Source organism: Gardnerella sp. KA01002 (genome assembly GCF_049244015.1).
Lineage (GTDB): Bacteria > Actinomycetota > Actinomycetes > Actinomycetales > Bifidobacteriaceae > Bifidobacterium > Bifidobacterium vaginale.
In genome coordinates this window covers 1534070-1546456 of record NZ_CP058365.1, presented here as the reverse complement: position 1 = coordinate 1546456, position 12387 = coordinate 1534070, and the positions used below count along the sequence as shown (strand labels likewise).

11 protein-coding genes are annotated in these 12387 nt (G+C 44.3%); 10 read left to right on the top strand and 1 reads right to left on the bottom strand.

Features of this window, described 5'->3' with window-relative positions; genetic code table 11:
* Window positions 1–12 precede the first annotated feature (12 nt).
* The 5 genes from rmuC to HXT60_RS06060 all read left to right on the top strand — a co-directional run bounded on the left by rmuC (window position 13) and on the right by HXT60_RS06060 (window position 5340).
* Complete coding sequence (gene rmuC, locus HXT60_RS06080; RefSeq protein WP_004137617.1) at window positions 13–1353, top strand: DNA recombination protein RmuC; 1341 nt, start codon at window positions 13–15, stop codon at window positions 1351–1353.
* Window positions 1354–1410: 57 nt separating this feature from the next.
* Window positions 1411–2340, top strand: a complete 930-nt coding sequence (locus HXT60_RS06075; RefSeq protein ID WP_421791035.1) for a hypothetical protein — start codon at window positions 1411–1413, stop codon at window positions 2338–2340.
* A 57-nt stretch (window positions 2341–2397) separates the two neighbouring features.
* Window positions 2398–3204, top strand: a complete 807-nt coding sequence (locus tag HXT60_RS06070) for a TrmH family RNA methyltransferase (RefSeq protein WP_421791033.1) — start codon at window positions 2398–2400, stop codon at window positions 3202–3204.
* 130 nt (window positions 3205–3334) lie between these two features.
* The gene (locus HXT60_RS06065) at window positions 3335–4354 is read left to right on the top strand and encodes an ATP-binding cassette domain-containing protein (protein ID WP_004573631.1); all 1020 of its coding nucleotides are present in this window, start codon (window positions 3335–3337) and stop codon (window positions 4352–4354) included.
* Window positions 4351–5340 (top strand): ABC transporter permease subunit, encoded by a 990-nt coding sequence (locus tag HXT60_RS06060; RefSeq protein ID WP_009993690.1) that lies wholly within the window; start codon window positions 4351–4353, stop codon window positions 5338–5340. The genes HXT60_RS06065 and HXT60_RS06060 overlap by 4 nt, the downstream gene beginning before the upstream one ends.
* A gap of 142 nt (window positions 5341–5482) precedes the next feature.
* On the opposite strand, the gene vly is transcribed toward HXT60_RS06060, so the two are convergent.
* Window positions 5483–7033: a cholesterol-dependent cytolysin vaginolysin gene (gene vly, locus HXT60_RS06055; RefSeq protein ID WP_004573633.1), complete on the bottom strand. Its 1551-nt coding sequence runs from the start codon at window positions 7031–7033 to the stop codon at window positions 5483–5485.
* Window positions 7034–7533: 500 nt separating this feature from the next.
* Between vly and gatC the strand changes: the two genes are divergently transcribed.
* The 5 genes from gatC to HXT60_RS06030 all read left to right on the top strand — a co-directional run bounded on the left by gatC (window position 7534) and on the right by HXT60_RS06030 (window position 12363).
* Window positions 7534–7830 (top strand): Asp-tRNA(Asn)/Glu-tRNA(Gln) amidotransferase subunit GatC, encoded by a 297-nt coding sequence (gatC, locus tag HXT60_RS06050; RefSeq protein ID WP_004114131.1) that lies wholly within the window; start codon window positions 7534–7536, stop codon window positions 7828–7830.
* Between the two features lie 3 nt (window positions 7831–7833).
* Window positions 7834–9375, top strand: coding sequence for an Asp-tRNA(Asn)/Glu-tRNA(Gln) amidotransferase subunit GatA (gatA, locus tag HXT60_RS06045; RefSeq protein ID WP_020760446.1), 1542 nt, complete (start codon window positions 7834–7836; stop codon window positions 9373–9375).
* A gap of 32 nt (window positions 9376–9407) precedes the next feature.
* Window positions 9408–10907, top strand: a complete 1500-nt coding sequence (gene gatB / locus HXT60_RS06040) for an Asp-tRNA(Asn)/Glu-tRNA(Gln) amidotransferase subunit GatB (protein WP_004105892.1) — start codon at window positions 9408–9410, stop codon at window positions 10905–10907.
* 221 nt (window positions 10908–11128) lie between these two features.
* Window positions 11129–12052 (top strand): GNAT family N-acetyltransferase, encoded by a 924-nt coding sequence (locus HXT60_RS06035; RefSeq protein ID WP_004114137.1) that lies wholly within the window; start codon window positions 11129–11131, stop codon window positions 12050–12052.
* The gene (locus HXT60_RS06030; RefSeq protein WP_004105898.1) at window positions 12049–12363 is read left to right on the top strand and encodes a DUF2469 domain-containing protein; all 315 of its coding nucleotides are present in this window, start codon (window positions 12049–12051) and stop codon (window positions 12361–12363) included. The genes HXT60_RS06035 and HXT60_RS06030 overlap by 4 nt, the downstream gene beginning before the upstream one ends.
* The last annotated feature ends 24 nt before the right edge of the window (window positions 12364–12387 follow it).

Sequence of the window (12387 nt, the reverse complement as noted above, 5' to 3'; positions counted from 1 at the left end):
TTAATAGAACGTATGTTCGATAATATTGTGATGTTTGTTTTAATGGTGGTTGCTGTCGTAATAACCGCCATTGTTGTGCTGGCTATTGTTAAGCACAACAATGGAACGCAAGGCTCTAATGGCGTAAGCCAACGCGAATTTAACGAATTGCGCTCGCAGTATGAACAAGCGCGCGCTCAAGCGCAGGAAAATGGCAATCAAGCTATACGGTATCGCACTCAAGCAGAGCAGCTTGCTGAGCGATTGAAATTTGTTGAGTCTGAGCTGTTAAAAGCACAGCAAGCAGAGCAATTGCGAGTGAATCGCGAAGAACAATTGCGCGCAGAGCGAGAAGAACGCGAACGGTTAAATCGTGAAAAAACTTTGAAAGAGCAAGGTAAAGTCTTGGAAGCGCTTGCTCCAGTAAAAGACAATCTCGAAGCTTTGAAGAATAAAGTTTCGCAGATTGAAGAAGGGCGTAAGCAAGAAATGGGCGTGCTGAGCACTCAGCTTAAAGGCTTAAGCGAGCAGCAAACAAGGCTTGACCGCGAAACTAGTTCGCTTTCTGCAGCATTGCGAAATAATAAGGTTCGCGGAGCTTGGGGCGAGGCTCAACTAAAAAATATTGTGGAATCTGCAGGTTTGCTTGAGCATGTTGATTTTGATACGCAAGTTGTTGTAACGGGAGTAAATGGCGAACAGCAGAGACCAGATATGGTTGTGCATCTGCCAGGAGGCAAAACAATTCCAGTTGATGCAAAAGTTCCGTATGCGGATTATCAGCGTGCTTGCGAAATCCCAGATAACGCAAGCGACGAAGAATTAGCTAGAAGGAGCGAGCTTCTAAAAGCGCACGCTAAGGCTTTGCGAGAACACGTTAGAGTGTTAGGAGCTAAAGCATATTGGCAGGCTTTTGAAACAGCACCAGATTTTGTAGTTGCATTTATTCCAAACGAAGCATTGCTTCAGGCGGCTCTTGAGGCGGATCCAACGCTTATGGATGATGCATTTGCGCAAAAAGTAGCACTCACTTCTCCAGTGACTTTGTGGGCTGTGCTTAAGTCTGTTGCGTACGCATGGCAGCAGCAAAGTCTTACAGATGATGCAAAAGAACTTTTCGATTTATCTCGAGAATTGTACGATCGCTTTGCGGTTCTTGGAGAAAATGCTTCAAAACTTGGCGTATCTTTGGCAAGAACAGTTGCAGCTTACAATAAGTTTGCTTCCTCGCTTGAGTCGCGAGTGTTGGTAACAGCGCGTAAACTTCAGAAGTTAGATCAAAGTAAAGTTATTGCTTCAATAGATCTTATAGATTCTGATAAAGCTGATGTTAAAGAGCTGAGCGCTCCGGAAGTATCAGTAGAAGATCGTTAAGCATAAAAACATTAAAGCATCAAAAATTGAACAACTCTAAATGCTAAGGAGTGCAAAATGACAGAATTACAAGAAGAGCGCGCGGAACTTAAGCGCATGCTTTGTGCGGATATGAGTGCGAAACCATTTAGTGAACTGTTTTCTGTTACATTTGCTCAGCGCGGCTCCAAGTTGGTTGGTGATGTTCTTTTTGATGCAATTGAGAAAGCTGGGTATTCGTTAGAACGCGATGTTGACGCAGTTGGAGCGTTAACTGCTGCTGCAGTGCCTATGGTTTTTGCGCTTATTCATGCTGCAGAACGTAAAGGAATTGCACTCGACGGCTTTGTTATGGATTTTGTTTTCCCTGCAACAAAAGGTCCGTCAGTTAAAGGCAAGCGAGTATTGTTACTTGACTCTTGGCTTTCTGAAAAATCGTATGTTCAAACTTCTTCGCTTGTGACTTTACGACACGGAAATGAATTAAGTCTTGATTTTGGCATTGTTAATCAGCAAGGCGCGCAAATTCTTGCTATAGTTGCATTAATTGGTGGTGTTGACGCCGACGAACAAGGCACAAGGCATCTTCAATTAGTAAATCCAATAAGTAAGGAGAGTACTAAAATGGCATTTGTTCAAGCTTTCGGTGAAGAAGAATTACGCGCAGATGCAGAACACGAAGATTGCTGCAACGATCATTGCTGTGGCGGTCATTGCGAGGTTAAATGCACGGGTGATTGTGCTCATGATGGTTGCACTGAGCCTTGCTGTGAAGATAATTGCTGCGGTGGCCATTGCAAAGTAGAGTGCACTGGCGATTGCAAGCATGACGGTTGCACTGAGCCGTGCTGCGAAGACAATTGCTGCGGCGGTCATTGCAAAGTAGAGTGCACGGGTGATTGTGCTCATGATGGTTGCACTGAGCCATGCTGTGAAGATAACTGCTGCGGCGGCCATTGCAAGTCAGGTTGCACAGGCGATTGCGCAACAGACGGCTGCCAAGATTAGTTGCAATTACTAGCTACCAATACTAAGCAAAAGCATTAAACGGAGCAAAACTCACACATGCACGAACCGAATCCAATTACTTTGGCTGCAAAAGCTTCCGATGAGCCAGAATTCCGACCTATAGGAGTTGGCCCATGGGAAGAAGAACACCTAGGTGAGCCTCGTCCAGATAATCCAGAATCGCCAAATTATGATGCGCGGTTTAGCACTGAATTACTAGATGAAGGCGACCAGCGTAACGTTTTAGACCGTTACCGGTACTGGAAAGTAGAAGCCATAAAAGCGGATCTCGATTCTAAAGGCCGTCATGAGTTTGAAGTAGCTGTAGAAAATTGGACTCACGATTTCAACATAGGCTCTATGGTTCGCACTGCAAACGCGTTTACTGCGAAAAAAGTGTATATCGTAGGGCCTCATAAATGGAATCGCAAAGGCTCGTTAATGACTGAGCTTTACCAATACGTTGAGTGCTGCCCAACTATTGAAACTCTAGTAACTAATTGGCGCGAAAATATAGCACGAGAAACAGAAGAAGCGCATCAACTTTTGCTTAAAGCACAAGCAGATGGCAATAAAGAAGCCGAAAAAATCGCAAATATCAAGGAACAAGACGCTAAAAACGCTCGCGTTATAGCGCTCGATATTATTCCAGGCGCAGTTGCTATGGAAACCTACAAGTTCCCTAAACGTTGCCTTATGCTTTTTGGCGCGGAAGGTCCTGGTCTTTCTAAAAAAGCACTAAAAATGGCGGATGACGTTGTTTACATTTCGCAATTTGGCTCTGTTCGCTCGCTAAACGCAGGAGCAGCCGCAGCTGTTTCCATGCACGCGTGGATTGCGCAACATGCAGCACCAAATTGCTAACACAAACTACAAACGAGCGAATATAAAAAACAATCGCAAACAAACAATCACATTACAAAACGCATTAGCCTGTACTCATAAACACTTACATTTTAGGTGTATTTTTTTTTATTTGTGATATTGTTAATTTATGTTAGAATTTCAACATATTACAAAGCGTTTCGGCGCAAAAACAGCGCTTAACGACGTTTCTTTCGTCGCCGAAGACGGCAAAGTCACAGGCTTTTTAGGACCTAATGGCGCTGGTAAATCTACCACCATGCGTTGCGCGTTAAATCTTATTCATGCCAATAGTGGTACTTCTCTTATTGACGGAAAACCTTACGCAAAAATCGTATCCCCAATGACAGAAGTTGGCGCAGTTCTTGACGCAAAGTCTGCTCACAGGGGCCGTACGGCTTACAATCACCTGTATTCATTGGCTTTAACTCACGGAATATCAAAAAAGCGCGTTGACGAAGTGATTGATATTACTGGATTATCAAGTGTTAAAACCCGCAAAGCAGGATCTTTCTCGCTTGGTATGAGCCAGCGTCTTTCCATTGCGGCGGCTCTTTTAGCAGATCCGCACAATCTTATTTTGGACGAGCCAATTAACGGCTTAGATCCAGAAGGCGTTAAGTGGGTTCGTGAATTATGCAAGTATTACGCAAGCGAAGGCCGTGCAATACTTCTTAGCTCGCACTTAATGAGCGAAGTTGCGCTTACTGCAGATAATCTTGTGATTATTGCGCATGGCGAGATTTTGAAGCGCACAACGGTTCAAGATTTTGTTGACGCACATTCGCAGCACGCTGTGCGACTTGTAACTCCAGAAGGCGAAAAGCTAAAGCAAGTGCTTGCTCAAAATCATCCTGAGTGCAAGATTTTGCCAGATAATCGCACACCTCAAGACGTTCAAGAAGGCGAACTTTTTAGAATAACAGATTGCGAACTAAGTCAGATTGCGCGAGAAATTGCGGATAATCAAATTTTGGTATATCAGCTTAATTACGAGCACGCGTCACTTGAGGAAGCATATTTGGCTCTTACACACGGTCAAGAGCAGTATGTAACGAAGGCTGTTCCTAGCAGCGGCTCGAAGCCGAGTGAACAAAAGCCGAGTGAACAAAACGTAGAGCAATCTAATAATGAGGAGAGTGCAAAATGAGTGAGCAAGTAGCAAATCAACAAGTGCAATCTTCTGAGTTCAACGCACACCAATCCAACGCGTACAAAACAGGCCGCAGCATGAACGCTCAACACTTGCGCCTAACATTTATGCACACGCTTAAATCCGAGATTGTTAAGTTGCGCGGACTTGCATCCACCTGGTGGTGCATGGCATTAACAATTGTTTTGCCAGTAATCTTTAGCTTTATTATAGCGATTGTGCAAAAAGCAATGTCTAAAGTTGACATTAAGAATGGAGCAAATCAAGGCAAATCAAGCGCTGCAATTACTGTTGGGCCGAGCAATAAAAGTAGCCTTATTGCATCTCAAGATAGCATTTTCCACTTAGTTATTAGTTTTGCTTCTGTATCTTTGATTGTTCTAGCGATTTTTGCAGTGCTTGCTGTAACCGCGGAGCATTCTACAACTTCGATTCAGGCTTCTCTTACTGCTGTACCTAGAAGGGGTATGTTCTTTACGGCTAAATTTATTGCTGTTGCAATCTACGTTTTTGTAGTGCAACTTATTGCAATGGCAGTTTCGCTAGGCGCTGCAGAATTAGCCTTTATAGGAGACAACACTTCTGGATTATCTGGAAGCAACGCGTGGAAATTGCCTCTTACGCTGTTTCTTGGCTCTCCTGCAATTATGGTTGTTGTAGCAGCAATGGCGTACGGCTTTGGCATGATTTGCAAGTCAACTGCTGGCGGAATTATGTGCGTTATTGGAGCCGTGATGATTTTGCCTAGTGTTCTTAGCATTATTATGTTTGCAAGCAATTTCGCGAAGTGGAATTCAATACTTATACAGCTTTTGCCAGCCACAGCGGTGGAGAAATTCTTGGGCGGCTCCCCTAATTCGGGTGCACAGCTTCCACCAAACGCATATGTTTTTACATGGTGGCAATCAGGCTTGGTGGTTCTTGCTTGGGGCGTAGTCATGTATGCAATTGGCCACGTTGTGGAAAAGCATCGCGATATTTAGCGCGATATCTAAAATATTTAAATATTCTGCAAATAATATTTTGCAAAAACAATAAGGGCTTTATCTCGTAACTGACTACAAGATAAAGCCCTTTCCTGTGTTTACTTTTCTATTTTTCTATATTTAATCATGTGTTATGAATTCAGTCGTTCTTTACAGTTTCAGCAACGCGAGGCCACAAGGTTGTGCCCCAGTTGCTAATAGTACGCTGACGAACTAGTGGCAAATCAGAACGGTCATATACTGTGCGCCATGGTTCCCAAACCAAACCAGTCTTTTCAACCAACTTGATTCGTAGATTGCGTACATTTCCTTTGAACTGAATAGTGGTGTTGAAGTGAGCTGTACGATACTTACCATTGCCTTCCCAAGCGCGAGAACGCACGTAAGGAGTGCCGTCAATTTCGGTGCCGTACTCATCCCAGTAGATGTAGTAGCGAGCTACATAAGCTCCACGGTGGTCCAAAGTCAAGTAGCCATTGCGATAAGAAGAAACCTTCGTTTCAATATAATCGCTGTTGGATTGCAAAGTTGCTACTTCGTTATCCTTGACGAAGGAAGTGGTGTATGCAATTGGAACCGCTGGGCTAGAGGTGCTCAAATTTGCACCTTCCTGAATCAAAGCCTTAAGCGTATCGATATTGCCTGTAATAACTTTAGCTGCACCATTAGCGCTGCCACCAAGAATCACTGCAGTAACAGAAGTATTCTGGAGAATGCGATGGAATTCGGTGTTTGGCTTGATTTCTACGCCCTTAATTGCTGCTTCTACCGCAGCCTGGAAATCAGTGCTCTTGCTGGTGGTATCGAACTTTACGTACATTGAGCGACCATAAGCTACGTTTGACACGTAAACTGGTGGGCGCTTGTTGTCAACGCCACGGTTCTTCAAGCTGTCTGGCGTAGTGCAAGGAGCAAAGAAATCTGCTGGGCTATCTGGTGCATCAACGCTTACGGTGTAGTAAGTTTGCTTGAAGTTCACAATTTGAGTCTGCTTCTCACCCTTGTGTACTGCATCGAAATCAATCTTCAGCGGAACACCAATCTTGGCAAAATCAGCACCAAACTTAGCCTTGAGCTGGTTCATGCTTTGTGCGCTTGCAGAATCGTACTGCATGCGAGCTGCAACATGATGACTTGCTCCATATTGTGCATTCCACTTAGAAACTAAGCCGTTCACTGCGGAAGTTACAGAGCTCTTGGTTGGGCGCTGAACAGTTACAGCACTTTCGCCGCCGTGGAATCCCGGCAAATCAACGCTCAACGTTATTGGAGCGCGGTTTGCAGAAATCAGGCTTGGCATATTGTCCATCAAATTCTTATCAGCACGGAAAAGAGCACCTGGGTATACGCGATCATCGTTGGCGGAAGTAACCGACAAATTTGAAGTTGTATTGGTGATGTTCTTCTTCTGATGCTCAACAACAACGAATTCACCGTTCTTGTTGAAGCTGTCGCTGGAGAATTTGTTCTCAATGGTTTCGCCATGACGGGCGAGAATGTTTGTTTTATCGTATTGCAAATCCCACAAATAATTATTCAACGAGTCTTTCTTAGCTGCGCAAGATGTAGCTGGTTCAGAATCCTTAGCGGAAGGAGCGGCCATTGCTGGTGCTGCTAGGCATTGTGGAACAATAGTTGCGCCCGCGAGGAGCAACATTGCTGCATTACGGTAGAACTTTGTACTCTTCATATGTATCCTTATATTATGATATTTTCTGTTATTTTTTATGAGATACCGTAACTTATTTGCTTCTATGCATGGCATGCTTCGCTGCATTAGCTTAATATCTCATAGCATCTTATTATTACATGCTTTTTTATTTCTGGGATAGTGAAATAAAACAAATTTTTTTATTCTGCAAATAAACGTATGAAGAAGGTTGGAATGCCAACATTCTTTTATTGAATTATTTACATTTCATGGCGTGTTGACATGCATAGACCTTCGTTTTCACATATTTTATACTCGTTAATTTTATGAAAACTGTATGTGACAATAATTGTTATTTCGCTTATTGTCTCACTAATAAAATTTTTTTAATATTACACATAATTTTCCCTAGAAAATATGGATCGACAATCATGTTCTAAAATTGGGAAAATATTTCTACAGTAACGTGTGTAAATCTTTTATCAATATTGCTTTTTTCTTCTATAAGAAGGTCACGCATCACACATATAGTTGAGGTTATGCCTACATTCACACGCGAAGAAATTGAGCATTTGGGTGTTTTGTCCCAGATTGCTTTAAGCGACGAAGAAATCAGTCGCTTGCAAGGCGAATTAAACGTCATTGCAGAATCTATTAACAAAGTGCAGGAAGTTGCTGGCGAAGATGTGCCACCTACTGCAAATCCAGTACCTCTTGAAGCGTATTTGCGCCCAGACGAGCCTGCTACGCCATTGACTCAAGAAGAAGCGCTTTCTGGCGCTCCTAGAAGTGAGTCTGGCATGTTTGTAGCACCTCGAATTTTGGGGGAGGAATAAAACATGACTAATACTCAAGATTTAGTAAAGCTTTCTGCTGCCGATATGGCAAAGGCTGTAAAAGCTAAAGAAGTCTCTAGCCGCGAACTTGTTGAAGCTCACTTGGCAGTAATCGAAGCAGCCGAACCAGAAATCAAAGCATTCTTGCATGTTTCTGCAGATATTGCTCTTGAGCAGGCAGATGCTTTTGATGCTAAGAACGCTAAGGGTGAGACTGAAGGATTGCCTGAGCTTGCAGGTGTTCCAATTGCCATTAAAGACATGATTGTTACTAAGGGCATTCCAACTACTGCAGCCTCTAAGATTCTTGAAGGCTGGGTTCCACCTTACGATGCTACTGTTATTGAAAAGCTCAAGGCAGCTGGCATGCCAATTCTTGGCAAGACTAACCTAGATGAATTTGCTCAAGGTTCTTCTACCGAGCATTCCGCTTACCAAACCACTTGCAACCCTTGGGATACTGAGCGCGTTCCTGGCGGTTCTGGCGGCGGTTCTGCAGCTGCTGTTGCTGCATTCGAGACTCCTATTGCTTTGGGTACAGATACTGGCGGCTCTATTCGTCAGCCAGGCGCTTTAACTGGTACTGTTGGCGCAAAGCCAACTTACGGCGGAGTTAGCCGTTTTGGCGCAATCGCCATGGCAAGCTCGCTTGATCAGATTGGCCCTGTTTCTCGTACCGTTCTTGACTCTGCACTTTTGCAGGAAATCATTGGCGGCAACGATAAGCGCGATTCAACTTCGATTCCTGCTCCTGTTCCTCCAATGGCTCAGGCTGCGCGCGAGGGTGCTCGCCGTGATTTGAAGGGCGTAAAGGTTGGTCTTGTTAAAGAGCTTAGCGGAGAAGGCTTCCAGCCAGGCGTTGAAGCACGCTTTAATGAGGCTGTGCAATTGCTTAAGGATATGGGCGCAGAAGTAACAGAAGTCTCCTGCCCTCATTTCCCTTATTCTTTGGCTGCTTACTACATTATTATGCCTTCCGAAGTTAGCTCTAATTTGGCTCGCTACGATGGCATGCGCTACGGTTTGCGCGTAATGCCACCAGCAGACAAGCCTCAAACTGCTGCAAACATGATGGCTGCAACTCGCGAAGCTGGCTTTGGCGACGAAGTAAAGCGCCGTATTATTCTTGGCACTTACGCACTTTCCGCCGGCTACTACGATGCTTGGTATGGCTCTGCGCAAAAGGTTCGTACGCTTATTATTCGCGACTTTGAAGAAGCGTTTAATAAGGTAGATGTTCTAGTCTCTCCAACAAGCCCTACAACGGCATTTAAGTTTGGCGAGAAGATGAACGATCCACTCTCCATGTACATGAACGATATTGCTACGATTCCTGCAAACATGGCTGGCGTTCCAGCTTTGAGCCTCCCAGCTGGCTTAAGCGACGATGCCCTGCCTGTTGGTATTCAGATTATTGCTCCGCAATGCCATGATGAAAAGATGTACAAGCCTGCAGCAGCGTTGGAAGCAGCGCTCGAAGAAAAGTGGAGTGGCCCAATCTGGAAGTCGCTTAAAGCTGGTTGGCTCGATTCATTGGCTAAGTAAAGTGAAATAAAGCTTAAGTAAGAAGGATTCTCATGGCTGAAAAACTTATGAAATACGCCGATGCTGTGGAGCAATTTGACCCAGTTTTCGGCTTGGAAACTCACGTTGAGCTTTGCACGCGCACAAAGCTGTTCTGCCCAGCAGAAGTATCTTTTGGTGGCGAGCCAAATACTCAGCTAACTCCTGTAAGCCTTGGTTTGCCAGGCTCTTTGCCAGTTGTAAACAAGACTGCAGTTGATTACGCTATTAAACTCGGTTTGGCATTGCATTGCGAAATCGCTGAGTGGAGCCAGTTCGCTCGTAAGAACTACTTCTACCCAGATATGCCTCGTGATTATCAGATTTCCCAGTACGATAAGCCTACTAATGGCAATGGTTACTTGGACGTTGAGCTGGAAGACGGCACCGTGTTCCGCGTGCCGATCGAACGTGCTCATATTGAGGATGATGCTGGTAAGAATACTCACGTTGGCGGCGCTGACGGTCGTATTGAAGGCGCAAATCATTCTTTGGTTGATTACAATCGTGCAGGCGTGCCTTTAATTGAGATTGTAACTAAGCCAATCGAAGGTGCGGGTAGCCGCGCTCCAGAAATTGCTGGTGCTTATATGCGTGCTATTCGCGATATTGTTCGCGCTCTTAACATTTCCCACGCTCGTATGGAGCAGGGCAATATGCGTGCTGACGTGAACGTTTCGCTTCGCAGAAAGCCAACCGATCCATTTGGTACGCGTTCCGAAACTAAGAATGTGAACACATTCCGCGGTATTGAAAAGACGCTGCAATATGAGATTCGTCGTCAGGCTGCTATTTTGAGCGAAGGTGGCGAGATTTTGCAGGAAACTCGTCACTGGGATGAAGCAACTCAGACTACTGCTGGCGGTCGTGTGAAGTCGGATGCTGACGATTATCGCTACTTCCCAGATCCTGATTTGGTTATGCTTCATATAACTAAAGAGCATATTGAGCGCATGAAGGCCGAGATGCCAGAAATGCCTCGCGAGCGCCGTAACCGTTTGCAAAGCGAATGGGGCATTAGCGATCTTGAAATGCGAGATATTCTTAACGCGGATGCTCTTGATTTGGTTGAAGAAACCGTTAAGGCTGGTGCAAGTGCTGCTGGTGCTAAGAAGTGGTGGCTTGGTGAGCTTGCTCGCGAAGCAAACACTCGTGGCGTGACTTTGGAAGAATTGCCTATTACTCCGCAAGATGTGGCTGAAGTTGAAAAGCTAATTGCAGATGGCAATCTTAACGATAAGCTCGCTAAGCAAACTGTTGCATGCGTTTTGGCTGGCGAGGGTAAGCCTGATGAAGTTGTTAAGAAGCACGGATTCAAGGTTATGAACGACGACGGCGCTTTGGAAGCTGCTGTTGACGCTGCTCTTGCTGCTGATCCTGAAGTTGCAGAAAAGCTTAAGGCTGGAAATATGAAGCCGATGGGCGCAATTATTGGCGCTGTTATGCGTGCGACTAAAGGTCAGGCTGATGCTAAGGCTGTTACTAAGATCGTGATGGCAAAGATTAAAGGCTGATTTAAATTTTAGTTAGATTAAAATTTAGCTAGAAAAGAATAGTTTATAGATGCACTTTTTGCATTTTATGCTTTGCGTTTTAACCTTGTGTTTTATAGCATTGTGTAGAGTGCAAAAAGTGTAATCTTATATTGTAGTTGCTTACGCATTTGTATTTTGCTTATGCTTTTTGTAGAACTTTTTGTAACGCAAGGTCAATTAGGTACAGGAAACAGGTGAATATGCAGGAAGTCAATGCTGACTCTACAAACTCTCGAGAGTTACCAGAAAGTATTGTAATTCCGTCAATACGCGGCGAGATGGCTCGTCTTAGGCAAGCAACCATCGAAGATTTAGCGAGGATGGATTCATTACATGCTTTTGATGGTGCGGCTGTTATAACTGGCAAGGATTCACAATCTGAACGTGCTATGGTTCATGCGTGGGTTGAGCGTTCTGTGCAGTGGTCTTTGGGCAATAATGATAAAAGTATGTCTGATTATGCTGGGGTTGTTGGAGATGCTCAATCACGCCCAACAATCGCATGGTCAATTGTGCCAGATCTTATTGATGACGCTAAAAATACCAATGGCGATATTATTGGAATGATTTTTTTGATCGACATTGATGGTTGGTCTAAATCCGCTAGAATTCAGGTGATTCTAGGACGCGATTATAGGGGTCGTGGGTATTCTAGAGATGCAATGCCTAGAGTTATGACGTATGGTTTTGCTCCAGACACAGTTGGTTTAGCATTGCATAGGATTTGGGTTGGTGTTCCAGCAGCGAATACGCGTTCTCTTTCTGTTTATCAGTCTCTTGGTTTTGTAAAAACTGGAACAGCTAGAGATGCTTTGTGGGATTCACAAAATCAAAAATATCAAGATTTTGTTGTTATGGACACTCTCGTAGATGAATATGATGCCATTCGTTCTTTAGACGCTTTTGGTCTGCACGTTATTGAAGATAATCCTGGTGTTTGTGAAGCGCTAAGTGCGCATGAGCATTCAATTGCAATACCTGTTAGCAAAGATAATTCCGACGAATCGTGGCCGTATAATGCGGCTACAGTCAAAGAAGATTCTTCTAAACGTGCATGGTGGCGTATTATAGGACGCGGTCGTAAGCGTAACACTAATGGCAATAATGCGGAAGGGAAGCGATGAGCGCTGAAGATCTCGACAATTACGAAACTGACGCCGAGCTTGCGTTGTACAAGGAGTATCGTGACGTTATTAAGCTTTTTACGTATGTTGTAGAAACTGAGCGACGATTCTATTTGGCAAACAAGGTGGATTTTAACGTGCGTTCTGCAGGTCAAGATGTGTATTTTGACGTGCAATTAACAGACGCTTGGGTGTGGGACGTTTACCGCCCTTCGCGGTTTGTGAAAAACGTTCGTATTGTTACGTTTAAAGACGTAAATGTGGAAGAAGTGCAGAAAACAGATATCGATATTCCAGAATCTATCGCATGATAAGAGTATGCTAGTAAAGCTTAT